This window comes from Sporosarcina sp. ZBG7A, assembly GCF_000813425.1.
In the GTDB taxonomy this organism is placed as follows: Bacteria; Bacillota; Bacilli; order Bacillales_A; family Planococcaceae; genus Sporosarcina.
This window is the reverse complement of the sequence record NZ_JWIB01000061.1, coordinates 1-26,997: the sequence shown is the minus strand read 5'-3', so window position 1 is coordinate 26,997 and position 26,997 is coordinate 1. Positions and strand designations below refer to the sequence as shown.

25 protein-coding genes and 1 riboswitch are annotated in these 26,997 nt (G+C 46.6%); of the genes, 4 read left to right on the top strand and 21 right to left on the bottom strand.

What is annotated here, in order from left to right; translation table 11 throughout:
• Positions 1-35: 35 nt before the first annotated feature.
• From RL70_RS16645 to RL70_RS16575, 16 genes are all read right to left on the bottom strand, one after another.
• Complete coding sequence (locus RL70_RS16645) at positions 36-1,229, bottom strand: acetyl-CoA C-acetyltransferase (RefSeq protein WP_039044514.1); 1,194 nt, start codon at positions 1,227-1,229, stop codon at positions 36-38.
• Positions 1,230-1,417: 188 nt separating this feature from the next.
• The gene (locus RL70_RS16640; RefSeq protein ID WP_039044513.1) at positions 1,418-3,568 is read right to left on the bottom strand and encodes a heterodisulfide reductase-related iron-sulfur binding cluster; all 2,151 of its coding nucleotides are present in this window, start codon (positions 3,566-3,568) and stop codon (positions 1,418-1,420) included.
• Between the two features lie 532 nt (positions 3,569-4,100).
• Complete coding sequence (locus tag RL70_RS16635) at positions 4,101-4,781, bottom strand: hypothetical protein (RefSeq protein WP_052246020.1); 681 nt, start codon at positions 4,779-4,781, stop codon at positions 4,101-4,103.
• Complete coding sequence (locus RL70_RS16630) at positions 4,778-5,374, bottom strand: cob(I)yrinic acid a,c-diamide adenosyltransferase (RefSeq protein ID WP_039044512.1); 597 nt, start codon at positions 5,372-5,374, stop codon at positions 4,778-4,780. Before RL70_RS16630 ends, RL70_RS16635 begins: the two co-directional genes overlap by 4 nt.
• A 14-nt stretch (positions 5,375-5,388) precedes the next feature.
• Entirely contained in the window at positions 5,389-5,781 is a 393-nt protein-coding gene (locus RL70_RS16625; RefSeq protein WP_039044527.1) for a bifunctional adenosylcobinamide kinase/adenosylcobinamide-phosphate guanylyltransferase, read from the bottom strand.
• On the bottom strand, positions 5,724-6,320 hold the full coding sequence (locus RL70_RS17685) for a histidine phosphatase family protein (RefSeq protein WP_039044511.1): 597 nt from the start codon (positions 6,318-6,320) through the stop codon (positions 5,724-5,726). Before RL70_RS17685 ends, RL70_RS16625 begins: the two co-directional genes overlap by 58 nt.
• Complete coding sequence (gene cobS, locus RL70_RS16615; protein WP_039044510.1) at positions 6,293-7,054, bottom strand: adenosylcobinamide-GDP ribazoletransferase; 762 nt, start codon at positions 7,052-7,054, stop codon at positions 6,293-6,295. Before cobS ends, RL70_RS17685 begins: the two co-directional genes overlap by 28 nt.
• Positions 7,051-7,887, bottom strand: a complete 837-nt coding sequence (locus tag RL70_RS16610; RefSeq protein ID WP_052246019.1) for a cobyric acid synthase — start codon at positions 7,885-7,887, stop codon at positions 7,051-7,053. Before RL70_RS16610 ends, cobS begins: the two co-directional genes overlap by 4 nt.
• Positions 7,884-9,542 (bottom strand): bifunctional adenosylcobinamide kinase/adenosylcobinamide-phosphate guanylyltransferase, encoded by a 1,659-nt coding sequence (locus RL70_RS18080; RefSeq protein ID WP_197054137.1) that lies wholly within the window; start codon positions 9,540-9,542, stop codon positions 7,884-7,886. The genes RL70_RS16610 and RL70_RS18080 overlap by 4 nt, the downstream gene beginning before the upstream one ends.
• Positions 9,529-10,497: an adenosylcobinamide-phosphate synthase CbiB gene (cbiB, locus tag RL70_RS16600; RefSeq protein WP_231567294.1), complete on the bottom strand. Its 969-nt coding sequence runs from the start codon at positions 10,495-10,497 to the stop codon at positions 9,529-9,531. Before cbiB ends, RL70_RS18080 begins: the two co-directional genes overlap by 14 nt.
• Positions 10,485-11,954 carry an adenosylcobinamide amidohydrolase gene (locus RL70_RS16595; RefSeq protein WP_039044509.1) on the bottom strand — a complete coding sequence of 490 codons (1,470 nt, stop codon included), beginning with the start codon at positions 11,952-11,954 and terminating at the stop codon, positions 10,485-10,487. The genes cbiB and RL70_RS16595 overlap by 13 nt, the downstream gene beginning before the upstream one ends.
• Positions 11,954-12,934: a FecCD family ABC transporter permease gene (locus tag RL70_RS16590; RefSeq protein ID WP_369795257.1), complete on the bottom strand. Its 981-nt coding sequence runs from the start codon at positions 12,932-12,934 to the stop codon at positions 11,954-11,956. Before RL70_RS16590 ends, RL70_RS16595 begins: the two co-directional genes overlap by 1 nt.
• 11 nt (positions 12,935-12,945) lie before the next feature.
• Positions 12,946-13,953 (bottom strand): ABC transporter substrate-binding protein, encoded by a 1,008-nt coding sequence (locus RL70_RS16585; protein ID WP_039044523.1) that lies wholly within the window; start codon positions 13,951-13,953, stop codon positions 12,946-12,948.
• A gap of 119 nt (positions 13,954-14,072) precedes the next feature.
• Positions 14,073-14,258: riboswitch (cobalamin riboswitch) on the bottom strand.
• Between the two features lie 231 nt (positions 14,259-14,489).
• Complete coding sequence (locus RL70_RS17965) at positions 14,490-14,669, bottom strand: hypothetical protein (RefSeq protein ID WP_156138002.1); 180 nt, start codon at positions 14,667-14,669, stop codon at positions 14,490-14,492.
• Positions 14,670-14,769: 100 nt separating this feature from the next.
• Positions 14,770-16,437: an arginine--tRNA ligase gene (gene argS / locus RL70_RS16580; RefSeq protein WP_039044507.1), complete on the bottom strand. Its 1,668-nt coding sequence runs from the start codon at positions 16,435-16,437 to the stop codon at positions 14,770-14,772.
• Complete coding sequence (locus RL70_RS16575; RefSeq protein WP_039044506.1) at positions 16,434-16,871, bottom strand: DUF1934 domain-containing protein; 438 nt, start codon at positions 16,869-16,871, stop codon at positions 16,434-16,436. Before RL70_RS16575 ends, argS begins: the two co-directional genes overlap by 4 nt.
• 163 nt (positions 16,872-17,034) lie before the next feature.
• On the opposite strand from RL70_RS16575, the gene RL70_RS16570 reads away from it, so the two are divergent.
• Entirely contained in the window at positions 17,035-19,092 is a 2,058-nt protein-coding gene (locus tag RL70_RS16570; RefSeq protein ID WP_039044505.1) for a transglycosylase domain-containing protein, read from the top strand.
• 601 nt (positions 19,093-19,693) lie between these two features.
• On the opposite strand, the gene RL70_RS16565 is transcribed toward RL70_RS16570, so the two are convergent.
• Entirely contained in the window at positions 19,694-20,224 is a 531-nt protein-coding gene (locus RL70_RS16565; RefSeq protein WP_039044504.1) for a YwhD family protein, read from the bottom strand.
• A 68-nt stretch (positions 20,225-20,292) separates the two neighbouring features.
• On the opposite strand from RL70_RS16565, the gene RL70_RS16560 reads away from it, so the two are divergent.
• Positions 20,293-20,478, top strand: coding sequence for a 2-hydroxymuconate tautomerase (locus RL70_RS16560; RefSeq protein ID WP_025785549.1), 186 nt, complete (start codon positions 20,293-20,295; stop codon positions 20,476-20,478).
• 57 nt (positions 20,479-20,535) lie between these two features.
• On the opposite strand, the gene RL70_RS16555 is transcribed toward RL70_RS16560, so the two are convergent.
• Both RL70_RS16555 and RL70_RS16550 read right to left on the bottom strand, forming a co-directional pair.
• On the bottom strand, positions 20,536-21,042 hold the full coding sequence (locus RL70_RS16555; RefSeq protein WP_039044503.1) for a YwgA family protein: 507 nt from the start codon (positions 21,040-21,042) through the stop codon (positions 20,536-20,538).
• A gap of 15 nt (positions 21,043-21,057) precedes the next feature.
• Positions 21,058-22,356 (bottom strand): HD domain-containing protein, encoded by a 1,299-nt coding sequence (locus RL70_RS16550; RefSeq protein ID WP_039044502.1) that lies wholly within the window; start codon positions 22,354-22,356, stop codon positions 21,058-21,060.
• 173 nt (positions 22,357-22,529) lie between these two features.
• On the opposite strand from RL70_RS16550, the gene RL70_RS16545 reads away from it, so the two are divergent.
• On the top strand, positions 22,530-23,162 hold the full coding sequence (locus RL70_RS16545; RefSeq protein ID WP_039044501.1) for an RsfA family transcriptional regulator: 633 nt from the start codon (positions 22,530-22,532) through the stop codon (positions 23,160-23,162).
• Between the two features lie 29 nt (positions 23,163-23,191).
• Here RL70_RS16545 and RL70_RS16540 read toward each other — a convergent pair whose 3' ends face one another.
• Positions 23,192-24,034, bottom strand: a complete 843-nt coding sequence (locus RL70_RS16540) for a lipoate--protein ligase family protein (protein ID WP_052246018.1) — start codon at positions 24,032-24,034, stop codon at positions 23,192-23,194.
• A gap of 218 nt (positions 24,035-24,252) precedes the next feature.
• Here RL70_RS16540 and hemQ point away from each other — a divergent pair, with 218 nt between their 5' ends.
• The gene (gene hemQ / locus RL70_RS16535; RefSeq protein ID WP_039044500.1) at positions 24,253-25,005 is read left to right on the top strand and encodes a hydrogen peroxide-dependent heme synthase; all 753 of its coding nucleotides are present in this window, start codon (positions 24,253-24,255) and stop codon (positions 25,003-25,005) included.
• A 671-nt stretch (positions 25,006-25,676) separates the two neighbouring features.
• Here hemQ and RL70_RS16530 read toward each other — a convergent pair.
• On the bottom strand, positions 25,677-26,630 hold the full coding sequence (locus RL70_RS16530) for a nuclease-related domain-containing protein (RefSeq protein ID WP_039044499.1): 954 nt from the start codon (positions 26,628-26,630) through the stop codon (positions 25,677-25,679).
• Positions 26,631-26,997: the final 367 nt, after the last annotated feature.

Here is a 26,997-nt window from a genome sequence, read left to right as displayed (position 1 = left end):
AACTTCCCGCGCGACAGGTTTGCTCGCCTTGCTATTTATTGTTTAGGAACTTCAATCATAATCGCGTCGCCTTGGCCTCCGCCAGAGCAAATTGCTGCCACTCCGATTCCGCCACCACGGCGTTTGAGTTCGTAGGCAAGTGTCAAAATGATTCGGGCACCGCTAGCGCCGATTGGGTGACCGAGTGCGACTGCGCCGCCATTGACGTTCACTTTTTCTGGAGCGAGTTTCGCAATATCTGAACTCGCGAGTGCAACGACAGCGAATGCTTCATTGATTTCAAATAGGTCAATTTCTTCAATCGATTTCCCTGTTTTCTCTAGGATTTCATTGATGACCAGTCCTGGGGTTTGTGGGAAGTTTTCCGGCTCGACTGCCACTTCTGCGTGACCAATCACCGTTGCGAGAACGTTTTTGCCTTCGCGCTCTGCTCGCTCGTCACTCATCAATACGAGTGCACATGCGCCGTCATTCACACCAGGTGCGTTCCCTGCAGTGACAGATCCGTCTTTACCAAAAGCCGGGCGAAGTTTCGCAAGCACTTCGAGTGACGTGTCTTTACGCGGTGCTTCGTCTGTGTCGACAACGATTGGATCGCCTTTACGTTGCGGAATTTCAACGGGTGTGATTTCATCCGCAAAAATTCCTTTTTCCATAGCAGTTACGGCACGTTGATGACTACGTAGCGCCCACTCATCTTGGCGTTCACGTGTCACGTTGAACGCTTCTGCTGTTGAGTTTCCGAACGTGCCCATGTGTACATTCCCTGGAGAGAACGAATCGGAAAGTCCGTCGTAAATCATTCCATCGACGAGTGTCGCATCGCCCATGCGTAATCCGAAACGACCTTTAGGCAAGTAATATGGTGCATTTGACATTGACTCCATGCCGCCTGCAACGATAACTTCTTCGTCTCCAAGTCTGATAAGCTGATCGCCGAGCGTCACACTGCGCATGCCGGATGCACAAACTTTGTTAATCGTTTCTGTTTTCACTTTCCACGGAAGTCCAGCTTTTGTCGCCGCTTGTCTTGATGGAATCTGTCCTTGTCCTGCTTGTAAAACAGTTCCAAAAATCACTTCGTCTACATCAGTTACTTCGACTCCCGAGCGTTCCAGAGCGGATTTAATCGCCGCTCCACCTAAATCACTTGCAGTGAGGGTTTGTAGTGCGCCACCCATTTTTCCAAAAGCAGTTCGTGCGCCGTCAATCAATACTGTTTTAACCATTTTCATCATCCTCCAGTTTTTGATAGCGTTTACATTCCGAGTTGCAAGGAGCGACTGAACGCTCGCTCGATAAGGCTCCATTAGAAAGGGGAAGCACTGGTGCTCCCCCTCGGTTTGATTTGTTTTATAATTCTGTTCTGTTCGACTGTCTTAATTGTAGGACAAATCTGTCAGTCTTGCAAACTTTATTATTGTAAAACAGGTTCCAGTTCAGTCTCTGATCCGTCTGCAATACCTTCACCGAATACAGAGCGTTCGAGAAGCTCTGCAATGTCATACGTTCCGACAGTTTCTTCCACTTCAATCGCTTTCGTTCCGTCAGACAACATCGTTAAGCAATACGGACACCCAGAAGAAATGATTCCTGGTGTCACTTCCATCGCTTGCTCCGTTCGAGCGACGTTGATGCGGTGACCTGCGTCTTCTTCCATCCACATGAGACCTCCACCGGCGCCACAGCACATGCCGTCTTGACGGTTTCGCTTCATCTCAACCAAGTTAACACCTGGAATGGATTTCAAAATTTCACGTGGTGCATCGTAAACGTCGTTGTAACGACCGAGGTAACACGAATCGTGGAACGTGATCGTTTCTTCGATTGCGTGTTGCGGCTTCAATCGGCCTTGTTGGACGAGTTCATGGAGCAGCTCAGTATGGTGATAAACTTCAGCAGTGAAGCCAAAGTCTGGATACTCATTTTTAAAAATGTTGAATGCGTGCGGATCGATTGTAACAATCTTTTTCACTTCCGCTTTTTCGAATTCAGCGATGTTTGCAGTAGCAAGTTCTTGGAATAGGAATTCGTTTCCGAGACGACGCGGTGTGTCACCGGAGTTCTTTTCTTTATTGCCAAGAATTGCGAATGAAACCCCTGCTTCGTTCAACAAGTGAGCGAATGACAACGCGATTTTTTGTGAACGGTTGTCGAATGCACCCATTGAGCCGACCCATAGCAAGTATTCGAATGATTCGTCTGCTTTTTTCAGTTCTTTCACCGTTGGAATCTTAAGATCCGGACGTGCATCACGCCAGTTCTCTTTCTCTTTACGGTTCAGTCCCCACGGATTACCTTGGCGTTCGATGTTGGTCATCGCGCGCTGTGCATCCGCATCCATTTTACCTTCCGTCATTACGAGGTAACGGCGAAGGTCTATGATTTTATCAACGTGCTCGTTCATAACTGGACATTGGTCTTCACAGTTACGGCACGTCGTACATGCCCAAATTTCTTCTTCAGTGATGACATCGCCAATCAAAGATGGATTGTAAATGTCGTCCATTGTTGCGCCTTCGAGACCAGCTGCAAGTGCGATCTGGTTCCCTTTTGTGTGACCAAACATGAAACTTGGCACCCAAGGTTTTTGTTTCGTTGTCAATGCACCTGTGTTCGTCAAGTTGTCGCGTAGTTTTGTGATCAAATCCATCGGTGACAGCATTTTCCCTGTTCCTGTGGCTGGACACATATTCGTACAGCGACCACATTCTACGCACGCATACAAGTCGATCATTTGAAGTTGTGTGAAGTCCGTGATTTTGCCGACGCCAAGTGTTGGCATTTCATCTTCATCTTCTATTTCTTCAAGCGCTTCAAAATCAATTGGCGCAAGTTTTCCACGACGGTCGAAACGCATCATGTACGTATTGACTGGTCCTGCGATCAAGTGTGCGTGCTTCGATTGCGGCACGTACACGAGGAATGTGAGCAATGTCAGCAAGTGAATCCACCATGCGACGAAGAAAATCGCTGCTGCAGCCGTTGGCGATAGGAAACTGAAAACGGTTGCAATTCCTGACGCCATAGGTTCTGTCCACGTCGTTGCGTGGCCATGCCAGATCATGTTCATACCGTTTGCAACGAGTGTAGAAATCATAAGGGATCCGATAAAGATGAGGACAAGCCCTGACTTCCAGCCACGCTTCAAGCGTGTTAGTTTTTCCATGTAACGACGGTAGAATGCCCAAACAACGGCTACGAGGATGACCGCAACAACAATCTCCTGGAAGAATGTGAAGAATGGATAGACCGGTCCAAATGGTAAGTGTGAATCCGGTTTCAATCCTTTCCAAATGAGGTCGATCGCTCCGAATTGAACGAGTAGGAATCCATAGAAAAACATAACGTGGATTGAGCCACTCTTTTTATCTTTCATTAGTTTCTTTTGTCCGAATACGTTCACCCAAACTTCTTTCAAGCGTTTTTGTACATTATTGTCAAAGTCTTCTTTTTGCCCGAGTCGGATGAATTGCGTGCGTGTTTTGATTAAATATGTAAACAGCGCCAGCCCATATGCGACGATGCCTAGGAATAAAACCCAATTGGCGATTAATAAAGGTGTCATGTTGTCCTCCCCTTTTTTGTATGTAGTGAATGTTCTTACTAGTCTAGACGAATTGAGGCAATTTGTCGATGCGTTATTTACTAGTTTAAGATATGAATGAGCATTCAGTCAATGAAAATTTTGAAATGCTGGTGAATTCTGATGAAGTAATCATTTGTTTGGGGATTCGTGAGTGGATTGCACTGAGTATCGTTCGTGGGAGTTGAAGATTATGAGCACTTTTCGAGATTTATGAGCATTTTTTGGAGTTTATGATCACTTTGCAGGGTTTATGATCACTATCTTGTGTTTATGATCACTTTTGAAGTTTTATGAGCACTTTCTAGAGTTTATGATCACTATTCGGGATTTATGAGCACATTCTTCTATATCTTGAGCGCAACCCAATATTTGAACGAACACGGGAGCACAAACCCGCACTAAACAAGCGAAGCGCTACCAATCAATCTCTTGAACTGAAGTTTGATGGCAATGAATTCTGCTAGGGAACGCATTAATGCAAGAGCACCCAACGGATTGAGCACTCTAGATATCATGCCAAAGCACGTAGCGATGTACCCAAGATATGGTTAGCTTCTGCAAGTTGGGATGGATCGATTTGCAGAAGAACAACCGTTGAGGGGCCGGCTGAACAAGTTACGTCGAGTGGATTGGCCATCTCGCAAGTCGTGTCTCCCGTAACCACTTGCCATTCCGCCAAAATCCCGTTCGAACCAACTGGCCAAATTCGTTGGATGAGTCCATTACGACGCGCTTTTTCGAGTTTGGCAAGTGAAGCGATTTCAGATTCCCTTGTGAGGACCTCTTCACCTACTAGGGGCGTTCCATATGTATACCAGATTCCGTCTAAAACATTAGATTCGCAAGTCTGTTTGCCCATCAACGTTATCGCAACAGCGGATTGACGAAGCGACATATTCGTTTCACTGCTACCACTGATTGGCGGCGCCACTACACCAATTTCATCGAACACGTCACGAATCCCATCACAATACCGGTCCCAACTCGCGTCTCCACTGAAATTATGAAGCAACACCGCCTCTGGTTCCGCACCCGCCGCCCACTGTTCGAGTAGGGCGACGCGGGTTGCGAAACGCGCGGTGATCCGGTCTGGAACAGCAACGAGGTCATCCGTTTTCTCACCGATGCCTCCAGAATTATCTGTTGTGACAATCCAGTCACCGAGCTGAATCGCATTCCGGTATGCGGTCATTCGCTTGCATTATCCTTTTTGTCTTTAGCGCCTGTACGGAATACTTTTGCACTGCGGACGTATTCATTATCCGAAACGTTTGCTCGCTTGTTGACGATACGCGCTGCAACGAATAAGTAGTCCGATAGACGGTTCAAATAACGTTGGACTGTGCCTGGTACGTCTTCCTCATTCTTCATAAGTGTCACAGTAATCCGTTCTGCGCGGCGAGTGACTGTTCTACAGATATGAAGTGACGCAGCTGCGTGTGTGCCTCCTGGTAGGATGAATTTCTCGAGTGGCGGTGCCTCTTCCATCAGTTCGTCAATGCGTTGTTCGAGCACTTCGATTGGCTCATCCGATAGTTTGTAGTGGCGTTCTTTCATGACATTCGCGAGATCTCCTCCACCGTCGAACAACTCGTTCTGAACCGCTTCGAGGTCGTCAAAAATATCTCGACACGTTTCTAAATCCAGTTCCGCCATCGCTTTTCCGATGAATGAATTCAGTTCGTCGATTGTGCCATAGGCTTCGACGCGCAAGCTATCTTTGTCCACTCGTCCTCCGATTAAACTCGTTTGACCTTTGTCCCCAGTTTTCGTATAAATTTTCATGAAAAGTCTCCCCTTTATTTCAGTTTTTGTGGGATGCCATACCAAATTCGTGTGACTCCCTCTGCCACTTTCATTAAATGCTGATTCAACCTGCCGCATGCATCGCGAAGTGCTCGTTCATGCGCATCCATCGGTACAATTCCTCTGCCAATGTCCGTAATGATGAGTGTTACGTTTTTTCCTAGTATGGTGTTGAGTAAATCATGAATGGCTTTTTCTTCATCGTCAAGTTGAGTAGCCATCCACTCTTCGACGTTGCATATTACAGCCGGTTGATGGTCAGGTAGCTCGTTCAACAGCGTCAATTCAAGAGGCGTTTCATCCCCAAACCATCTAGCTTCTGCAGACATCATTTCCCGGACAAATTTCCGTTTTCCGTTAGCCGATCCACCGATAACGATGTGCATCGCTGTCCCTCCTTCCACTGTTCCTCTGAATCCCAGTGAAACCTGTAGATTGCACCATGCGGGACGGACCATGACCAGAATTCACGTTGTTGTGGAGCAAATCGTGTTAGTAACAGCCGGATTGGGCCGCCGTGCGTAATGAGTTGCGCACCTGAAGGCAATTGTTGAAACGCCTCAAGTACTCGCATTTCTACTTGTCTCAACGATTCTCCTCCAGGAGGTGCAATCGTCGTCGGATTCTCCACCCAACTTCGGTAATGATCATTCTTTTCAAGCTGTGCATACGTTTTTCCTTCAAATTCACCAAAATTACATTCTCGGAACCGGGCATCTTCAAAATAGTTCGCGTTCGGAAACAGCAATGCCGCCGTTTGTTTCGTCCGCAATAAATCACTTCCGTAAACTGCGACATGCTCGATATCGAACGGCCTTACAGCAACAGGAACAATCGGTTCGTCCGTCCACCCAACGTATTGTCGTTTTCCATTTCCAACTGTCGGCAAGTGACGGATTACAATGAACTCAACACTGCGATCCATAGCACAACCTCCATTCCTTCAATGAACGCACCGCTTAAATCACCTGTGACGCCTCCAAAATTACGAACGGTCCACGATCGATACAGCAAGAGTGAAAGACCGATTACACTCGCAATAACCACCGGCAGAATGGTGGTCTCCAAAACAATTCCTATGGCAATTAACCCTGCCACCATGCACACAATTGTCCAACTAATGAGCGGACCGCGGTTCAGTTTTTCAAGAAAAAAATGTGCCATGCCGCTTTCTTTTGCAGGTTTGGTGGAGACAAAGTAGATGACCATTGCGCTTCGTGCGAAAAATGGAACTGCAACGAGGACGTAAACACTTGCTTGGCTCGTTGCAATTAATTCCTGCAGTAACGCGAACTTTAAGAAGATGAATACGATTAACCCAAGCGTACCGAATGCGCCAATTCGGGGGTCACCCAAAATTTCATGACGGCGTTTTTGATCACGATAAGAAAAGTAAGCATCACTCGTATCTGCAACGCCATCCAAATGCAATCCACCCGTGAGAGCAATTCCAACAACTAGCGCTAGAACGCTAGCGAGAAGTGACCCGAATCCAAGCCAGTCACTTAGAAGAATAATCGCAGTCATTACAAGGCCAATCAATGCACCTACAAACGGCAACGCACCATACATCGCCGTGATATGACGCCGTTCCATCGGCAGTTCTTTTCGGATCGGAATGCTTGTGAAAAACTGAAGTGCTAGTAGAATTCCATTCATCGACACGCCTCTTCCACTCCGATAATCCCTTTCAGTAATGACCAGTCGATATGCTGACGGACGTGTTCAGACCATGCATCATAATGATCTATCCCACTCGGTGCTAGTGTTTTAGGTCTCGGGGTATCTTCTTCAGCAATTCCGTGATCGGGTTTGTATGGCAGTACTCCCAATACCGGAATCCCTGTGTAGGATTCGATAAATTCAACACCCTCTTGGAATCCCTCGGGATCACCTTTGAATTTATTAATAATTATCGCCTTCACACGATTTCGTTCGGATCGTTGTAGCAATTCGAGGGTACCGACGATTGACGCAAAAACACCGCCACGATCGATGTCTGCAACGAGAACGACGGAAACATCCGCCAGTTCGGCAACCCGCATGTTTACAATGTCCCGCGCGAGTAAATTCATCTCCACTGGACTTCCCGCACCTTCAATAACAATCGCTTCGAACGAGTCATTTAAAGAATCGAGTGAACGTCCAATCGCCTGAATCGCCTGCTTGAAATACACATCCCGATAGGCCATGCCACTAACGGGTTTAAGGCGTTCACCACAGAACGTCCCTGTCAGAGTTCCGTCTGCTCCAGGCTGTAAGATGATCGGGTTCATGTCGGCTGTTGGTTCTGTGCGAGCAGCTTCTGCTTGGATAAATTGCGCCCTGCTGATTGGTATTCCGTTTATTGCGCGCTCAGTATAAGGGGATAAATTCTGGGACTTAAACGGCGCAACACGTATGCCTTCGTTCGCAAGCAATCGGCATAGTGCTGTGCAAACCAGGCTTTTCCCAACGTCTGAAGCGGTTCCCATGACCATGATTCCTTTCATAACTGCGCCCCCCTTTGTTTATGAACAATCGGCAAACCACTATCCATTTCAATCGCGGCATCCGCTTTCGCAACGATTGCTTGGTGCAATGTACCAAGTGTATGTGTATACATACGTGTGATTTCCTCTGTCTTTAGTGCTTCATCGAACACTTCGTTTGAAACGATGACGAGTTGGTTCGTGCGGTTTTGGATACGCTCGATTGTATCTAGCAACGTAGTAATCTTCTGATTCATACACTCCGGCTTCAAAATACAGGGCGTTCCGGTTTCCCAGCCTGCAAATGCTTCGTTTCCTAGCCACGTCGTTACGCAGTCCCAGAGTACATGGTCGTCCGGTTGTAAGTTAGGTAACACTTGCTCAAGATGAGTTGGCTGCTCAATCGTTGTCCAGCCATCATCAGCTCGATCTGCCCGATGACGTGCAATCCGCATTGCCATTTCATCGTCAGTTGCGGTGCCGGAAGCGATGTATACGAGCCGGCCATCTGTCTGTTTTGCTTCCGTTCGAACAAGCTGTTCGGCGTAAGCACTTTTTCCGCTTCGTACCCCTCCACAAATGAACGTCAGCGTGCCCTGTTTTTCATCCAAAAGAGGTACTAGTGTATTACGCAAGGTCTCCATGTCGCTAGCGGATTTCATGCCAATACGGAGCCAACGTCCACCAAGTCCTTTGAAGTTTTCGGTATGGCGAACCACGATGCCTTGTGTGAGCAGACTATTGAAAACATCTTGTGCCGCTATATGTACAGGGGGCTTGAATAGGATGAAATTCGTGACAGAGTCGATGACTTTGCAACCGTGTGCTGTTAAAAAGTTGGTCATCTTCAAGCGTTCTTCAGTTGCTTGCAGGATCGCACGCTCGCGGTAGTCTGCTTGCTGTAGACAAATCGTCCCGAGCTGTGCCGCAATCGCGTTGATGTTCCAATGAGGTGCACTTCGTTTGATAGCGTCAATACGATCAGGATGTGCGACCGCATACCCAAGCCGGATTCCTGGAATGGCGTACAATTTCGTCATCGAGCGGACGACAATCAGATTCGAGTAATTCTTGACTTCCGGAATGAATGACAAGTTTTCATCCACCCAATCAATGAATGCTTCGTCCAAAATGACGTCGCAGGAAACCGTAGCCGCATGTTGAATGAGCGAGTCTAATTCCGTTCGGTTCGGCAAAACGCCTGTCGGATTGTTCGGCGTGCATATGTATAGGACGTCCGCTATATCCATTGCGATTATAAGTTCTTCAATTGGTAACGCGAACCCGTTTTCTTCGCTCGCTTGGACATGTGTAATGCTCGCACCCGCTGCGGTTAATGTTGCTTCGTATTCGGAGAATGTTGGATGGACTAGGATAGCTCGTTTTCCCCGGTATCGATTGGCGACGAGTGAGAGAATTTCTGCAGCTCCATTGCCGAGAACAAGTTGCTCATCCCCGATCCCGTGAAACTCTGCGACTGCTGAGCGGAACGGTTCACCGTTCGGATCCGGATAGCGAGAAATCTTTGGAAGAAGCTCGTTCCAGCCTGTTTGAATCGCTTCAGGTGGGCCTGCGGGATTACAGTTTTCGCTAAAATCGAGCACTTCCAACGGCTGCTTGAGATTCAGTGTTTCGTATAGCTTGTGCGGGTTCGCTCCATGGTTAGGCAATGGCATAGATAATCCCTCCGATGATGATGCCAAGCGCCCAAACGCCGTATGCTGCGCGATTTAGTTGGACGAGTGTTTGATTGATATGGATGGCAGTGAGTTTCTGCAAGTTCGGACCAAACTTTGGTCGGCGAGATGCGATACCTTTATATATATTTGTACCACCAAGTTGGACGCCAAGTTGCCATGCGGTAGCCGCTTCCAAATAGCCACTGTTCGGACTCGGGTGCTTCTTTGCATCCGTTCGCCAGCCTTCGAATCGCTCGCGAAGTGGTATGCCTCCTTTATTCGGCGAAAGAATGACAATGAGAAAGCCTGTTATTCTCGCTGGAATGTAGTTCAGGACGTCGTCGGCACGTGCAGATGCCGTTCCGAATTCGCGATAGCGGTTATCTTTGTAACCGACCATCGAGTCCAATGTATTCACTGCTTTGTACAACCACAACCCTGGAGCTCCGAGAATGAAAGCGAAGAAAAGGGGTGCTGTGACGCCATCCGAGATGTTTTCTGAGACCGTTTCTACGACGCCTCGCGTGACTTCGGATTCGTTCAATTCATGCGTATCTCTTCCTACGATCCACGACAACTTTTTGCGCGCTTCTTTCATGTCGCCTTCTTCAAGGGGCATTGATACGTCGAGCGCTGCGGTGCGCAAACTTTTTTGGGCGAGCCCGATTGCGATGAATATACTTTCTGTTGCAACACCGACTGCTGGATGCCACCAATAAGCTGCGACTGTCAAGATTGCAAACAGTAAGAATGTCGGCAATACGACAAGAACTAGTAGCACAGCTCCTTTTGCAGTGCGTTTGCTCCCTTTGTTCAGCAAGTTTGTGAGTTTCGTGACATACGTTCCGAGCCAACGAACAGGGTGTGGCCAGTTTGGGGGATCACCGATGAGCTGGTCTAGATAGAATCCGAGTGTGACGGCGAGTAGATGCGCTAAAATCAGCCCTTCCATCCCTTCGCCTCCTTGTAAGTCTGGATGGCCCGGATTGTGCATTCATAGACCCCAGTCCCGATCAATTTACCGAGTGGTGTGATGGGTCCTGCATAAGGGAGTTCTTGTCCTATTTGTGTTGCCGCAACGAGTAAACTATCCGTCGACGTCCCAGTTGCTTGAGTTCCCGTTAGCGGATCAAGCACATTTTCCGTCTGAAGCGCACGTGTTTTCGCTTCGGTTGCGGTGATCATCGCTTGGATGAATGCCTCATCGGAAAGCCGACCGTTGACGATAATCCAAGTGTTAATGGTGCCGACACGCGCTTCCCTTTCTCGTGCTTTTGAGACGTCAACTGCATTTCCGACGCCTGCTGTGACAGCGATGACGATTGAGATGCCTTCATCTGCAAAGCTAGCAATTTCAGCGTGTAGTGTTTGGACAGCAGTCATCATGCCGACTGTATCCGTTAGGTGATGACCCCGCTTTTCAAGATAGTCTTCCATTTCCTTTTTCACGTCATCGCAATCATAATTTGCATCGACATGGCGATTGACGAACGTTGTGTACCATCCAGTTCCTGGATTATGTACCGCGGACGAAACCGTTTTGAGTGATTGTGGTGCGTGAAATTGCACGCTATCTGCTGTGACGGCGAACTGGGTTTCATCCACAACGAGAGGCACTTCTACACTTCCATTCATGGATGGTAACAACGTCATTTGTGGTTTTGGTAATTCCGGATGGGCTTGTGTTTTAACAGCCGCTTTGTAGACGGAATGAATGATTGGTTCCCGCACAACGTCTTGCGGCGAGCCGATTTTTGCGATTTCTCCGTTTTCCATGAGGAGTAATCGGTCGCAATAGAGCGCTGCTAAGTTGACATCATGGAAGACGGAAACTACGGTTTTCCCTTCGTCTACTGCGAGACTTCGGACAGTGTCGAGCAATTGTTGTTGGTAGGCGATGTCCAGATGGTTCGTGGGTTCATCCAACAACAGAAGTGGAGCTTGCTGAGCTAAAGCTTGCGCGACAAAGACTCGCTGCTGTTCTCCTCCTGATAACGATTCGATCAGAGTGTTTTCATAGCGTGTAACACCTGTACGTTCCATTGCATGGGTTACAGCTTCTTCGTCTTCAGCTGTCCACGAGGAGAACAGCCCCGTTTGGTACGGGTAGCGCCCGAGTTCAACAGTTGCCTTGACAGTATGCGAAAATGCATGTGCGTGCATTTGTGGAAGTACTGCAACGTTGCGTGCAAATTCTTTAGGTGAGTAACTATCTGCATCTCTGTCCGCGATTTTAACGGTTCCTGCTTGTTTCGGTAGGATGCCTGAAATCATTTTGAGAAGTGTCGATTTCCCACTTCCGTTTGGTCCGAGAATGCCAAGTATTTCCCCAGGTTGTACGTCGAATGACACGTTTTTTACGATTAGTTCTTTGCCATATCCACCAGTTAACCCTTGTATGTGCAACATCACGCAGTCCCCCCTTTCCGTTGTCGATAAAAGATAAATGCAAATACCGGCGCGCCGATGAATGCGGTGATGACGCCAACGGGTAGTTCTGTCGGCGAAATAATCGTACGGGCAATGAGGTCACAAATGATGAGTAACGTTGCCCCATTCATGAACGATAGTGTGAGTAGATGACGATGGTCAGATCCCCAAAGTAGGCGTGTCATATGGGGTACGACGAGTCCTACGAAACCGATTGTGCCTGAAACGGATACTGCTGCACCCGTTAGGATCGAGCCCCCGATTAAGATGACGAGTTTTCGTCGTTTGACGTCCACGCCTAAGTGCTTCGCCCGGTCTTCCCCGAATAGCATCGCGTTTAGCTCTCTGCGGTTCATCCATAGAAGAAACGAACCAATGATGGTGAACGGGAGAATCATGTTGATGTAATTCCAGCCTTTCATCGAAACACTGCCGAGTAGCCAGCTAATGATTTGACGCAACTCTTCACCTGTAAGCGCAATCATTAGTGATAGTACGGAGCCGAGGAATGAGCCGAAAATGATCCCAGTTAAAATGATGGTTTCCATGTTGAGACCGCGATCGACGAGTTTGGCGAAGCCGAGAACGACAAACATCGTAATTGCGGCACCCACCATACTGAAAACAGGGAGTGTGTAGAGACCAAGGAATGGAATGCTAATGCCAAAAAAGAGTGTCATCACAGCACCTACAGAGGCGCCGGATGACACTCCGAGGGTGTATGGATCTGCAAGCGGGTTTTTAAGTAACCCTTGGAATGCAGCACCAGCAATGGCAAGTGACGCACCGACGAGTCCAGCTAGGATGACGCGCGGCATTCTGATTTTCCATAAAATATTGGTCGCCGTCGTATCTGCTCCTTGGTTCCATAATGTGCTGATCGGCACATGGACAGATCCGATAGATACACCAAGACCAACTGCCGTCAATAGGACGGCAGCTGAAACGATGTAGGCGATCAGTGGTTTTCTCACTTAAATGCCTCAGGATAGACTGCTTTTGCGACTTCTTCAAGTCCTTCAGCAAGACGTGGACCTGTTCGGCTAGTTAAGTTTGAGTCGACTTGTACAACTTGGTCTTCTTTGACAGCTGTAATGTCAGCGAAGCCGTCACGCTTTTTGACGCTGTTGATAACGTCAGGTGTGTAGTCATGCATGATGACCATGACGTCCGGATTTTGTTTAACGATTTCTTCAGGGCTAATCATGATCCATCCTTCTTCTGTCACGACGTTTTCAGCGCCAATCTTGTCGAGGATTTCTTGCATGAATGTATTTTTACCAGGTACGTAGATTTCAGGTACGTCAGATGTTTCTACAATGACACGTTTAGGAGTTTCGATGTCGGCAGTTTTCGCAACGACTTCCTCGACTTTCGCCTTCATGTCTTCAACGACTTTTGTCGCTTCTTCTGATTTGCCAGTTGCTTCGCCAATTGCTTCGATTGTGCTGTACGTTTCGTCGAAGTTCATCGCATTTTTCACGATGTACACGGGAATTCCAGCATCACGGATTTGTTGGTAACCAGCTTCAGAACCAGGAAGTGACATTTCGTGTCCGAATACCATTTCTGGATTCATAGAGATGATTTTTTCGATATTGAGGTTCATGTCACCGATTTTTTCTTTTTGTGTTGCGTCTTCCGGGAAATCTGAATAATCATCGACTGCAACGATTTCGTCGTCGAGTCCAAGTGCAAAGAGAATTTCCGTGTTGCTTGGAAGTGTAGAAATGATTGTTTCTGGTGCTTTTTCAAGTGTGATTTCTACGCCAGTAGCATCTTTTATTGTCATTGGGAAGGTAGCGGCGTCGGCATCTTCACTTGCTTCTGAATCGGATCCGTTATCTTTGTCGGACTGCTCAGTTGTTGCTGCGTTGTTATCTGTTCCTTTGTCTTTGTTGTCGTCTGCTCCACCACAAGCGGTTAGAAGCAGGACAGCAAGTACGGCTGTAAGCCACAGTTGCCACATTTTTTTCATGATTTGTTTTCCCCCTATTTTGTCCAAACAAAAATCCCCCATTGTGTATATGGAGGATGAGCGCATTGGAAATGAGGCGGACTTCGCCAAATTTCACCATGTCTATCCTCGTAGATCTCGGGTGATTACCGAAAATAGGCAGGTCTCCTGGCTTGTGCTTTGACGCTCATTGCGCGCCTTCCCGAAAGTTTTTCCGGGGGCTTTGGCAGATAAGCTAGCACGTACAGTGGCGGGACCGCGCCGGATTGGAACCGGCTTCCCTTTTAACCTCGATTGCTCAAGGCACCTTTTTCGTGTTTGTTATGTAATTTGATACATTCCTATTATACAGAAGTGTCTGGAAATGTCGAGAGGGTGCTGGCGAATATTGTCATGTTGTGTGGATGGTGGAAGTTTTGAGTTGGACGACACTCATGGCGATTTGTCCTACACTGACGGGGGTTTTTCGAACACTCAGGCTGAGTTCTCCGACACATATGGTCATTTCTCCATCACTTAGCGAAGTTTCTCGATAACGGGACACAATTCAACCTGGTTTAAGGGATTTTTTGGGGGCGCTTCGCTTGTTTCAAAACTGTAGCTTGCCGGCTTAAAGGAATCGGCTCTATGCCAACAAGTATCGGCAAGTTCGTGGCATGAATCGGCACTACGGCGAGGGGAATCGGCACTTTCGAGCCAAGTATCGGCATTATCGGCGAATTAATCGGCATCGGCACACAATTCAACCTAGTTTAAGGAATTATCCGGGTGCGCTTCGCTTGTTTTTGATCACACAAAAAAGCCCTCCATGTATACTGGAGGGCTTGAAGTAGAAAATTACATACGTTCTGGTGCTGCGACGCCAACGAGTTTCAAGGCATTGGCAATCGTTGTGCGAGCTGCTGTGATCAGCGCTAGGCGTGCTTCAGATAGCTCACGATTCTCATCATCCAACACTTTTTCCGCATTGTAGAAACTATGGAATGTGGATGCGAGTTCTTGAATATATGTCGTGATGCGGTGCGGTGCGCGGAGGCGCGCTGCGTCGCTGACGAGTTGTGGGAAGTCCCCGATTTTTTTGATCAAATCGATTTCCTTTTCCGCTTTCAACAACGATACGTTGGCAACAGATGATGATACGCCTTTTTCTTTAGCTGCACGTAAAATCGAAGAGATTCGAGCGTGTGCGTATTGCGCGTAATACACCGGATTTTCATTGGATTTAGAAACGGCTAGATCCAAGTCAAAGTCCATTTGTGCATCACCTGAACGCATTGCGAAGAAGTAACGTGCTGCGTCTAAACCGACCAATTCAACGAGTTCACGAAGTGTAACGGCTTTACCAGTACGTTTACTCATCTTGAACTTTTCGCCATCTTTATAGAGCTGTACCATTTGCGCAACTTCCACTTCTAACGTCTCGCGGTCATAACCAAGTGCTTGAATTGCCGCTTTCATACGTGGAATGTATCCGTGGTGGTCTGCACCCCATATGTTGATGAGCTTATCGAATCCGCGATTCAATTTGTCTTCGTGGTAGGCGATATCTGGCATCAAATACGTGTACGAGCCATCGTTTTTAATGAGTACGCGGTCTTTGTCGTCACCAAACTCAGTCGAACGGAACCATGTCGCGCCCTCTTCTTCAAAGACGTGACCATTTTCGCGAAGCTTGTTCAATGCTACGTCGATTTTGCCATCTTTGTATAGGGATGTCTCTGAGAACCAAACGTCAAATGGCACGCGGAAGTCTGCTAAGTCTTGTTGCAATTTTCCAAGCTCTATTTTCAAACCGAATTCGCGGAAGAATGCATAGCGCTCTTCATCGGACACGTGTACGAATTTGTCGCCGTTTTCTTCGACGAGTTGCTTAGCTATTTGAATAATATCAGGACCTTGATAACCGTCTTCCGGCATTTTTTTCTCGAGTCCGAGTTCTTCAAAGTAACGTGCTTCTAATGAATACGCCAAGTTTTCTACTTGTTTACCAGCATCGTTAATGTAGTATTCGCGAGAAACATCGTAACCTGCAAAGTCGAGAATGTTGCATAGGGAATCTCCGAGTGACGCACCGCGAGCATGTCCTAAGTGCAGGTCACCTGTTGGGTTTGCTGATACAAATTCGACTTGGATTTTTTCATTTTTGCCCGAGTCGTTGCGACCGTATGCTGCCGATTGGTCGATCACTGTTTTTACAACATCATCTAGGTAATCCTTTTTCAAAACGATGTTCATGAATCCAGGACCTGCAATGTCGATTGACTCGATGGATGTACCCGTTTTATCCAGTTTCTCAAGAATTGCTTCTGCAACCGCACGCGGAGGCTTTTTCGCTAATTTAGTGAGCTGCATTGCAATGTTCGTTGCATAATCGCCGTTTTCTTTGCTCTTTGGCGTTTCCAGCTTGATGGCTGGTACTTCCGTCTCTTCTACTAAGCCTGTCGCTAGAACTGCGTTGTGCAAGGCGGTCTTAACTTCGTGCTGGATCTGTTCTACTGCATTCATAGTGTTCCCTCCGCATAGTGAATAGTTAGTTGGTAACTCCCGAGCAAGGATTGTTCGGAGTGCATGTCGTAATGCACATGGAATTTGCCTGCTTTTTGTTCAGACTTAATGGAAAGTTCTTTTGTTACGACGAGCAAGTCCATCGCGAGTGGTCCATTGGCGTATGTCCCAACACGCTTGCCGTTCAATTCAAATGGTAGTCTCATCCTGATGGCGCCTGTCCGCATAACAAGTGCGTCTTCTGGGTCTAGCTTGATCATCGTTTTTATGAGTTCACGATTCTGCTCTTCTTCATAGCGCAAGTATCGGTTGCCTGCTTTTTCAACGATTGTTCCTTCTATTTCGAGCTCGTACTTATCGGTTTCCTGTCCGGGATGTTGGATTGCCGACTTTAGTTTAATCTTCACCGGCACAGCCGAATTTTGCGTTCCCATCCGCTCACCGCCTTTAATTTCATATATCTCTCTATTATAGCCTTCCAACAGTCCTTTTTTCAATCATTGCTTGACGAGATGCGTTTTTTCCAAGTCTTCCGTTTAATTTGCCCCGACCTTTCGCATACTACCCTTAAAAGAGTGTCGAGGAGGTTGGGATGAGATGCGGCGAACGGACTATGTAAAAAAGAGTAAGCGCAGAGCACGGTTCCGTTTCGCCGGGCTGGTCGCAATTACTGCTGCAACCGCACTGTTTACAGTGCTTGTCTGCCTGAGAGTGTACGCACAAATTGCCGGTGCACCTTCGTTAAGCGTTCCTGAAGCATCTGTTTTTATGGACCGTAATGATAAGGAAATCGGTGATCGTTTTTCAGGCGAACGACGATACTGGGTCGATATTGACAAGATGTCTCCTTCCCTTGTTGATGCGTTCATCGCCGTAGAGGATAAAAACTTTTATAAGCATAACGGGTTTGATTACAAACGGATTGGCGGCGCGGTGCTGAAAGACGTGAAGGCTCGTCGAAAAGTAGAAGGTGCGAGTACGATTACCCAACAGTATGCGCGAAATTTGTATCTATCCAATGAAAAGTCATGGACCCGTAAAGCTAATGAAGCACTCTACGCGTACCGGATGGAGTTATTTTACGATAAAGAAAAGATTTTAGAAGGCTATTTGAATACCGTGTATTTCGGACATGGAATGTATGGTGTTGAAGCGGCAAGTCGGTATTTCTTTGCTAAATCAGCGAGCGAACTGACGTTGGAAGAAGCCGCCACGATTGCAGCGATTCCGAAAGGTCCTTCGATTTATTCCCCAGTCGCAAATTTGGAAAAGTCTACAAATCGAAGAAAAATTGTTTTGCGACTAATGGAAGAACAAGGGTTCATATCCTCTGAGCAAAAAGATCGCGCGGCGGATCAGAACCTAGCGCTAAAAGCAGAAGATTGGTCAAGTTCTAAAGATGTCGCTCCCTACTTTTTGAATGAGGTATGGCAAGAGGCTGAAAAAATCTTGACCGACAAAGGACGGTACCCTGCTGAAGGTGGTTGGACCATTAAGACGACGCTTGACTTGAAGCATCAAAAGACCGCTGAAGATGTTATTGCGAACAGAATGCCTGAGAATGAGTTACAGCTCGGATTCGTTGCGATGAAACCCGAGACGGGTGAAGTGACGGCAATGGTTGGTGGTAGGAGTTTTGCTGATAGCCCATTTAACCGGGTGACCCAGGCAAAGCGGCAGCCCGGTTCTGCCATGAAGCCCATATTGTATGCGGCGGCTTTGGAGGACGGGTTTAATCCCCTTACGTATATCTCGACAGAGCAGACAATTTTCACGTATGACGGTGGTCGTTCTTCATATGAACCGAGCAACGTGAACGGTAAATTCGGGGACCACCCGATTTCGCTTGCGCAGGCCGTCGCAGTGTCTGACAACATTTACGCTGTGAAAACGCTGGAAGAGGTTGGATACAAAAAGTACAATGCAATGGCGGAAAACCTAGGAATCAATGTGAAGTTTCCGGAGTCACCTGCGGTCGCGCTCGGGACGTCCTCTGTAACGCTTTTTGAAATGACGAGTGCGTATAACCGAGTCGCCTCTGGCGGAAAGAAAGTGGAACCCGTGATGATTTTATCCATTGAAGATTCTCGCGGAAAACTTGTATACGAGCATCCTGAACAAACAAAAAAGCGAGCGATGACAGAGCAGAATGCGTTTGTGTTGACGCATTTATTGACCGGCATGTTTGACCCTGTATTCAATGATTATTTGACATCTACTGGAATTTCAATGCGGGCGAAGCAATCTCGTCCTTATGCCGCTAAGTCAGGAACGACGATTTCCGATCAATATTTGATTGGTTATTCACCAACGCTGACGGCGGGCATATGGACAGGCTACGACGTCGGGAAACAGTTGGAAAATGCAATCGATAAATCTGTGTCGAAGCAGATTTGGATTGAATTTATGGAAGGTGCTCATGAAGGATTGATGTCTGAACCTTTTCTTCCGCCAAAGGGCGTGAAAGGCGTGACTGTAGATATCGAAACGGGTGGATTGGCGGTTGAAGGGTGCAGCAAGCAGCGGCTTGTTTATATGAAAGAGAAGGACGTTCCGAAGCAGCTTTGCACGGATAAAACGTTGCGCGAGTCACGGATGACTGGTTCGAAGAAAGAGAAGGAGTTCGAGTTGTTTCCATTTTCGTTTTTTGAGTAATGTTGGGGTCTAATGATGCGCTTGCTTGAGCGGATTCGACTCTTGCTTGATCACATTCAGGCTTGCTTGAGCGGGTTCTACTCTTGCTTGATCACATTCAGGCTCGCTTGAGCGGATTCTGCTCTTGCTTGATCACATTCAGGCTCGCTTGAGCGGATTCCGCTCTTGCTTGATCACATTCAGGCTCGCTTGAGCGGATTCTGCTCTTGCTTGATCACATTCAGGCTCGCTTGAGCGGATTCTACTCTTGTTTGATCAGTCTCAAGCTCGCTTGAGCGGATTCTACTCTTGCTTGATTACATTCAGGCTCGCTTGAGCAAATTCTGCTCTTGCTTGATTAAACTTGAGCTCACTTGATCAGAATAGTCTTTGATTATAGCGGTCATCCGAATGAATGGAGCACTTTACCTGTAGCACAGGCTGAAATTGGCACAACACAACAAAAAAAGCTTCCTGCCTGTTGGGTCTAACGGGCGGGAAGCTTTTTTGTCGGGCGAACCCGAGTGTCCTAGCTCACAATTGCAAGCTAACCTTAGTTTACTTCGTTTTGTCGTGACATTCAACTACCTATTGTCGACTTTCAGTGATTTTTCGACCTATTTCATAAATGAGGAGACGATTCACTGAGATCGATGTGAAGTTTTGGTTCACTGTTGCTCCACATGTCTTCATTGTGCTCTTTAAGGAAGTCCGCTAGAATTTTTTTCGACTTTTCATCCATGTTATCGACAATAATGCGGCGCTTCATGGATTTATCCATCAAATTCACGTGATCAGCAAGCAACTTGTAGCCACGACGTTTTGCGCGGTTGACAATCATTTCACAAGACGTGACTCCCGCATAATACGGTCCCTTTTCATTAAAATCGATTGTGACCCAGACGAGCCAGTAGAGCTTGCCGCCTTCAGAGTCTTCCCGATTTGTTGTGAACTTGATACCCCGCTCGATGTCGCTCTTCGCATGCATTGCGCCTATTTCGATGGAAGCGAGCTCTTCTTCTGTGTCAACCATGACAGGTGTGATGTTTTCCAACGATAGCGATCCGATGCCGAATCCTTTGTGGCCATCTGTTGGGTCGTTCTTTATAATGGTGAACCCTAACTTTTGTTTCGGTTTTTGTTCGTCTGCCATTTCCGCAAACCCCTTTCTATCTGGTAGTATATCTACTATACCGAAATTAATGGAAAGGTGGAAATTGTATGCCGTATGTAACTGTAAAGATGTTGGAAGGTCGCACGGAAGAACAAAAGCGTGCGATGGTGGAAAAAGTGACGGAAGCGGTCATGGAAACTGCCAATGCACCACGGGAAAACATTGTGGTGTTCATCGAAGAAATGCCGAAAAATCATTATGCCGTTGGTGGAAAACGATTGAGCGACCAATAAGAAAAGCCGGACGTAGCAAGGAATCCCCTTGCGCATCCGGTTTTTTAGTGGAATGAATTATGCGACAGCACAGGCTGACATTTCTGCGATAAATGCAAATGCAGCATCCATTTCCTCATCTGAGAAATTCAATTTGTTCTTAACGATACGGACCTTTTCGATTTGCTCGGTACGCTCTAAGTGATCGAAATAAAGCAACGTAGAGACGAGTTCCAAGAAGCGTGAACTCTGTTCATTCAACTTGCTGATGCATGGCGCAAGTGATTGCTTTGGAGCGTCCCCCGTTTCTGAAAACTTAAGTCCGTCTTCGGTTACTTGGTACGTGTATTGGACGTATGACCCTTTGTCTGTGCACGTTTCATCCAAAAAGCCCATCTCGCACAACTCTTCTACGCGCAACGTCAGCTCCTCTGAATAGGGGCCGTACATGTGCAATTCGTATTTCTCTACGAAGGAAAACTCCATCTTTTTCAATATGTAGACCATCTTCTGTAGTTTCTTTCTTCCATTGACTTCATCCGCCAGGGAAATCATCTGAACGATTTTCGCGTGTTCCGCAAGCATTGCGCTCGCTCCTTTCTAGCCTCTTACTAGCTGTAAAATTTCTTTATATAGAGGATTGTCCTCTTGTCCTGCTTCAAGTATGTCTTCAGGGAAATAGATTTTGTGGTCCGTTCGCCTTTTGCCGGAAATGGCATCGACGATATCGGATGACCGTGACAGTTCGCTCAACTCCCCATTTGGCAGTTGTAAGTAGATCGGAACGCGTTCGTTTTCTTCTCCTGGGCGATAAAAATCATATGGTAGATCGGAAGAAGAGTCCGTAACTAAATAATATTCAGGGTCAATGCCCGCTTCTTTGAATAATGAATCGAGTTGACCGATTTTGCGATATTCTTTCGCAGGATCGAACTCGGCATATTGAAATAGCTTTCGATTAATGAATCGACGGCATAAGTCAGATAGAATTGGGTCTTGTTCTTTCATCCAAAGCTGGAAATATGTAAATAAGACTCCTTCGTCCAACGAGATATAATCTTCGATTGTAATGGTTTTATCGAAAAAAGAACGGAATGGTACAGGGTCTTGTAGGAACCGATACCCGTCTTTATATAGCGCTTTTGCGCGGTGCAAAATCTTGATGAGAATCACTTCTGCACTACGGGAAACGGGATGGAAATAGACTTGCCAGTACATTTGGTAGCGACTCATGATGTAATCTTCGACAGCGTGCATGCCGCTTGACTTGATGACGACTTGTTCTTCTGCAGGACGCATAACGCGCAAAATTCGCTCCATATCGAAATGTCCATATTGAACGCCTGTGTAATAGGCATCCCGCTGCAAGTAATCCATACGGTCTGCGTCGATTTGGCTGGATATCAAACTGATGACAAGCTTGTCCTTGTATGTTTTACCGACGACATCAGCTACACGTTGCGGGAACTCAGGACTGACGCGACTTAACACTGCGTTCACTTCCGTATCCCCTAACAAAATCGCTTGTGTAAACTTCTCGTGGTCCAAATCGAATACTTTCTCGAACGCATGTGAAAACGGTCCATGACCGAGGTCATGCAGGAGTGCTGCGCACAGTGCGACCAGGCGTTCATCCTCATTCCACTCAGGACGTCCTCCGAAGCCGCTATCAATGATGCGACGGACAATTTCATAGACGCCGAGCGAGTGTTGGAATCGACTATGCTCCGCTCCGTGAAAGACGAGATACGTTGTGCCAAGCTGCCGAATTCTGCGCAGTCGCTGAAATTCCCGGGTGCCTATGACATCCCAAATGACGCGATCTCTCACGTGAATATAGCGGTGTACCGGGTCTTTGAACACCTTTTCTTCTGCCAGTTTCTCATGCTCGTACGACATATCGCACCTCCATTCAACGTTTATCCAGTATACCAAAAATCAGCAAGTTCGACAGCTGCAAAAGGCACATTCGAAAAAAGATGAAAGTATCAATCTTTTGTTCTGTATAAAATTCTCGCGTGCTGTCCATGCTGTCAGTAGAAAGAGAGAACGAATTATGGGAGGCATTGGAGATGGTAAAAATTAGACAAGATGCATGGTTGGAAGAAAATGACACGTTATTAGCAGAGACAGTATTACGTCACGTACGAGAAGGCAGCACGCAACTAAGTGCATTTGAAGAAGTCGGGGATGCATTGAACCGAACTGCAGCGGCATGTGGATTTCGTTGGAACGCCGTTGTAAGACAAGACTACGAGAAAGAATTATCACAAGCGAAGAAAGAACGGAAGCAAGCATTGCGAGTCCTTGGTACAGACTTCAAACGTCGTGCGACACCTCTTTACTCGGTTCAAACGAATGAAGAAGAACAACGCGCGGTATCTGTTCCACTTTCTGCACTTTCCATGGATACGGTGATTGCATTCCTAATTCGCATGCATCACTCAGGTGGTATTAACAATGATGCGCTGCGTTGGCAGCAAACTGCAAAAACTGCTCAAACCCGCGTTGCTGAGCTTGAAAACATGGTGGAGCGTCTGAAAAAAGACAATAAATCCATTCGCGATGACTATGAGCAATTTGTTGAAATTATGAACCGAGCGCGTCGTCTCGTTACATTGAACGAAGAAGGCGAGCATACCGCTCCCGCTTTCAAAATGGAGCAAAACGGAAATTTAATCTCTAAAGAACCCCCTATTCATTAAAATAGGCGGTTCTTTTTTTTATGAATTCGTTAACTTCGAGCGATCATTTTGGCGTTCCGTTCGACGACGCGATTCAAGTAATACGTATAGAGTTCTATTTCCTCATCACGGAAACCTCCAGACTGGACGTTTTCTGCAAGCACGTTCAACTTTTGTTGAATTCGCAAGTTGACATCTTGGACAGTGAGCGGCTGGTCGAGTAATTCGGATAACGATGCCATTGTTTCCGGTTGAATCACAGGGTAGGCAAATTTCGTAATCTCTCCACCTAGTCCAGTTTCATACAACTCTTTCACGATTGCTGCCCGTTCGCTACCGCTGCCTTCGATACATAGATAGACTTGGACAGCGACGCCTTGTCGTAATCGACGCTGGGAGATTCCAGCGAACTTCTTACCATCGATGCTAAGATCATAACTTCCAGGACAATACGATCCTACGATTTCATAGGCCTCGATCCTGTCACCTGTTTCCGGGAACAGCATGCGGATAAATTCCAGCATGACGTCGTAGCCGACCGAGATATCGATTGAACCGTTCTGTTCAGATAATACTATGGAAATGTTGAGCACTCCACTATCGAGGACGACCGCAAGTCCTCCTGAATTTCGGACGATTGTTTTATATCCTGCTTCATGGATGGCCGGTAATGCACGTTCTAGATGTGGGAGTCGATGATCCTGAACGCCGAGAACAATTGTATGATCGTGCACCCATGTACGGACGGTTGGTGCACTTTGTAGTTGGCCGACTAGCTGACAAAGGGTATCGTCCGCCGCGAACGATTCTAGGGCGGATCGACTTTTAGCCGATAGGGATTCATCTATATAACGCCATGTCGGGATGGATAAATACGATTCAATTGATGTCATAAGTAGACTCCTGTATGTGAATGTTTTAGTTTGAATATCCTCAGTCTACACCACAATTCGTTCCTCTTCCACTCGCTGTGTGGTGTCGAATTCGTGACATCCGGTGTCTTGGCTGAATTGAAGTTGTCCGTTATGGTACACTGAGAAAAGAACGGCTGCCTCGGGGGTTTTTCTCCGTCCACCCGTACGAATCTCAATTTAAAGGAGCTCGATTTCTCATGATTGAAGCAGCACAAACGCTGGATGGCTGGTATGTATTACACGACTTCCGTACTATGGACTGGACCTCTTGGAAACTTATTTCTAAAGAAGAGCGCCAGCATGCGGTTGACGAGTTCGTCGCATTTCTAGACAAGCTGAACGTAGCGGATGAAAACAAAACAGGCAGCCATGCATTTTATACAATTGTCGGTCAAAAAGCCGATTTCATGCTCATGACGTTGCGCCCAACGATGGACGAATTACAACAGCTTGAAGCAGAATTCAATAAACTTACGATCGCAGACTTCACTCTTCCTGCGTATTCGTACGTATCCGTAGTGGAACTCTCTAACTACTTAGCCGGTGGGGATTCTGATGAAGATCCATACCAGAACCCATACGTTCGCGGACGTTTGTATCCTGAACTTCCACGCAGCCAATACGTCTGCTTCTACCCAATGGACAAGAAGCGCGAAGGCGACGTCAACTGGTACATGCTTGATATGGATATCCGCAAAGAAATGATGCGCAGCCATGGCTTAATCGGCCGCAGCTACGCTGGCAAAGTGAAGCAAATCATCTCCGGTTCTGTCGGTTTCGACGACCACGAGTGGGGCGTTACGCTATTCGCGGACGACGTGCTTCAGTTTAAGAAATTAATCTATGAAATGCGTTTCGACGAAGTGAGCGCGCGCTACAGCGAGTTCGGCGAGTTCTTCGTGGGAACAATTTTACAGGATGACACACGCGCCGATTTCTTCGTGGTGTGAAAGTAGATTTGAATGTGAGCCGCTCTTGGGGAATCCCCGGGGCGGTTTTTTTGTGGTTGTGGGAAGTTTTCAGAGGTTTATGAGTAGATTCCAGGGCTTATGAGTAGTTTTCAGGGCTTATGATCACTTTTTGCGTTTTATGAGCGCTTTCCAGAAGTTATGATTACTTTTCGCGATTTATGAGCATTTTCCAGAAGTTATGATCACTTTTCGCGTTTTATGAGCGCTTTCCAGAAGTTATGATCACTTTTCGCGATTTATGAGCACTTTCCAGAAGTTATGATCACTTTTTGCGTTTTATGAGCACTTTCCAGGGCTTATGATCACTTTTCGCGGTTTATGAGCACTTTCCAAGGGTTATGATCACTTTTTGCAATTTATGAGCACTTTCCAGAAGTTATGATCACTTTTCGCGTTTTATGAGCGCTTTCCAGGGCTTATGATTACTTTTCGTGTTTTATGAGCACTTTCCAAGGGTTATGATACTTTTTGCAATTTATGAGCACTTTCCAGAAGTTATGATCACTTTTCGCGATTTATGAGCGCTCCTCTAGCTCTCTATCCTCCAACCACCCAATACACACAGTTTTATTCATACAAGTTTCTAAACACATCGAAAATCCAACAAAAAAACGCTTCGCAAGGCGAAGCGCAGCCAATCAATCTTGATTTTACTTGGCAAGTGTATACGTGGTTGCTTTACGAGTACCGACTTTTTGAAGTAACGGGCTGGACAGTAGCCGTTTTGCTGTATGGCGGCATGTCAAACCTGTGAATCCGCAAAACTCCCGGTTCGTCAGCGACTTTCCAACGAGCATGAAGTACTCTTCGATTGCCTGTTCATAAGGTACCCTACTCTTATGACTACACAGTGGACAGCTCCATACGTTACCTTCTCGCACGACCACTTGTTCATTCGGACAATTACAGCAAAGAACCCCATTATTCAATTCAGTAGGATGAATTCCATACCTCGAAGTTAGCGGGAATGGATCATAATCTTGGTGATGTTTTAGGAATATGTCCGCAACTTTTTGGATATCTTGCTTGGATAGTATGGAAGACTCGAGAGGTAATTCTCTAAAAAAAGCAGGCGCTTCGTAATTCGGTAGGATCGGCATAGTTGGTTGCTCTTCGATGAGGATTTCGTTGTTGTGCGCAAACGTGATGAGGCCAGTTACGGGTAGATGAATGTCAAATGCGCTAAGCCAATTGTTCAAAAAATGAATTTTGCGCTCGACTTCTGAAATTGGATTTCTAAATACAGCACGAGCACCGGTTTGCGACTCTTTTAGAAATTGAGTCGGATTCGCTTTGACTATGATTTTATCTGCAATATTTTTGACTTCAGTAATAATGATTCTATCGGGTGCAATAAATAAAGAATCGATTTGAAATTGCACACCATTTTGCTGAAGACTGAGGTCATGCAAGATCGCATGGGGAAAATCAGTATGGACTTCTTTCATGCAGCGGTCGTATTCTAGCTCACCTCCATATCCGGCACGTACTTTGTATAACTCATCCTGGATAAATCGGTACTTTTCGTGTGTGGAAGATAATCTGCTTGCGAGTGATTGCAGTCCCTCTAACTGTTTCGGTTTTGTTCGTTGTTTATAGAGCATGGACACCCTTCCTTTCTATTTCATTGAGTGTAGCTTTTTCCCAGACTGATTGGAATAGCTTTTGCCAAGTTAGCATTTTGCGCTATTCTTGAGTGTTAATCTTGAAGTTTAGTGGCCCTTTTCTTCACTTAAAAGCACTCCTTCTTCCAAAGTGTAGCGCCTGAACCATTGTAAGAGCTTGATTGGTTGGCGCTTCGCTTATTTTTAGTAATGTCTTATGGAATAGGGTTCATTTCTGAGATATGGATGATTTTTTTGAGGATTTCTAGTGACTTATGAGCAATTTCGCAGTGTTTATGATCACTTCCCACGCTTTATGAGCACTTTCCAATGTTTATGATCACTTCCCACGCTTTATGAGCACTTT

What these genes read in the sequence shown, in the direction of transcription:
- RL70_RS16645 (WP_039044514.1), bottom strand. Translation starts at nt 1,229, where the DNA reads ATGGTTAAAACAGTATTGATTGACGGCGCACGAACTGCTTTTGGAAAA.
- RL70_RS16640 (WP_039044513.1), bottom strand. Translation starts at nt 3,568, where the DNA reads ATGACACCTTTATTAATCGCCAATTGGGTTTTATTCCTAGGCATCGTC.
- RL70_RS16635 (WP_052246020.1), bottom strand. Translation starts at nt 4,781, where the DNA reads ATGACCGCATACCGGAATGCGATTCAGCTCGGTGACTGGATTGTCACA.
- RL70_RS16630 (WP_039044512.1), bottom strand. Translation starts at nt 5,374, where the DNA reads ATGAAAATTTATACGAAAACTGGGGACAAAGGTCAAACGAGTTTAATC.
- RL70_RS16625 (WP_039044527.1), bottom strand. Translation starts at nt 5,781, where the DNA reads ATGCACATCGTTATCGGTGGATCGGCTAACGGAAAACGGAAATTTGTC.
- RL70_RS17685 (WP_039044511.1), bottom strand. Translation starts at nt 6,320, where the DNA reads ATGGATCGCAGTGTTGAGTTCATTGTAATCCGTCACTTGCCGACAGTT.
- cobS (WP_039044510.1), bottom strand. Translation starts at nt 7,054, where the DNA reads ATGAATGGAATTCTACTAGCACTTCAGTTTTTCACAAGCATTCCGATC.
- RL70_RS16610 (WP_052246019.1), bottom strand. Translation starts at nt 7,887, where the DNA reads ATGAAAGGAATCATGGTCATGGGAACCGCTTCAGACGTTGGGAAAAGC.
- RL70_RS18080 (WP_197054137.1), bottom strand. Translation starts at nt 9,542, where the DNA reads ATGCCATTGCCTAACCATGGAGCGAACCCGCACAAGCTATACGAAACA.
- cbiB (WP_231567294.1), bottom strand. Translation starts at nt 10,497, where the DNA reads ATGGAAGGGCTGATTTTAGCGCATCTACTCGCCGTCACACTCGGATTC.
- RL70_RS16595 (WP_039044509.1), bottom strand. Translation starts at nt 11,954, where the DNA reads ATGTTGCACATACAAGGGTTAACTGGTGGATATGGCAAAGAACTAATC.
- RL70_RS16585 (WP_039044523.1), bottom strand. Translation starts at nt 13,953, where the DNA reads ATGAAAAAAATGTGGCAACTGTGGCTTACAGCCGTACTTGCTGTCCTG.
- argS (WP_039044507.1), bottom strand. Translation starts at nt 16,437, where the DNA reads ATGAATGCAGTAGAACAGATCCAGCACGAAGTTAAGACCGCCTTGCAC.
- RL70_RS16575 (WP_039044506.1), bottom strand. Translation starts at nt 16,871, where the DNA reads ATGGGAACGCAAAATTCGGCTGTGCCGGTGAAGATTAAACTAAAGTCG.
- RL70_RS16570 (WP_039044505.1), top strand. Translation starts at nt 17,035, where the DNA reads ATGCGGCGAACGGACTATGTAAAAAAGAGTAAGCGCAGAGCACGGTTC.
- RL70_RS16565 (WP_039044504.1), bottom strand. Translation starts at nt 20,224, where the DNA reads ATGGCAGACGAACAAAAACCGAAACAAAAGTTAGGGTTCACCATTATA.
- RL70_RS16560 (WP_025785549.1), top strand. Translation starts at nt 20,293, where the DNA reads ATGCCGTATGTAACTGTAAAGATGTTGGAAGGTCGCACGGAAGAACAA.
- RL70_RS16555 (WP_039044503.1), bottom strand. Translation starts at nt 21,042, where the DNA reads ATGCTTGCGGAACACGCGAAAATCGTTCAGATGATTTCCCTGGCGGAT.
- RL70_RS16550 (WP_039044502.1), bottom strand. Translation starts at nt 22,356, where the DNA reads ATGTCGTACGAGCATGAGAAACTGGCAGAAGAAAAGGTGTTCAAAGAC.
- RL70_RS16545 (WP_039044501.1), top strand. Translation starts at nt 22,530, where the DNA reads ATGGTAAAAATTAGACAAGATGCATGGTTGGAAGAAAATGACACGTTA.
- RL70_RS16540 (WP_052246018.1), bottom strand. Translation starts at nt 24,034, where the DNA reads ATGACATCAATTGAATCGTATTTATCCATCCCGACATGGCGTTATATA.
- hemQ (WP_039044500.1), top strand. Translation starts at nt 24,253, where the DNA reads ATGATTGAAGCAGCACAAACGCTGGATGGCTGGTATGTATTACACGAC.
- RL70_RS16530 (WP_039044499.1), bottom strand. Translation starts at nt 26,630, where the DNA reads ATGCTCTATAAACAACGAACAAAACCGAAACAGTTAGAGGGACTGCAA.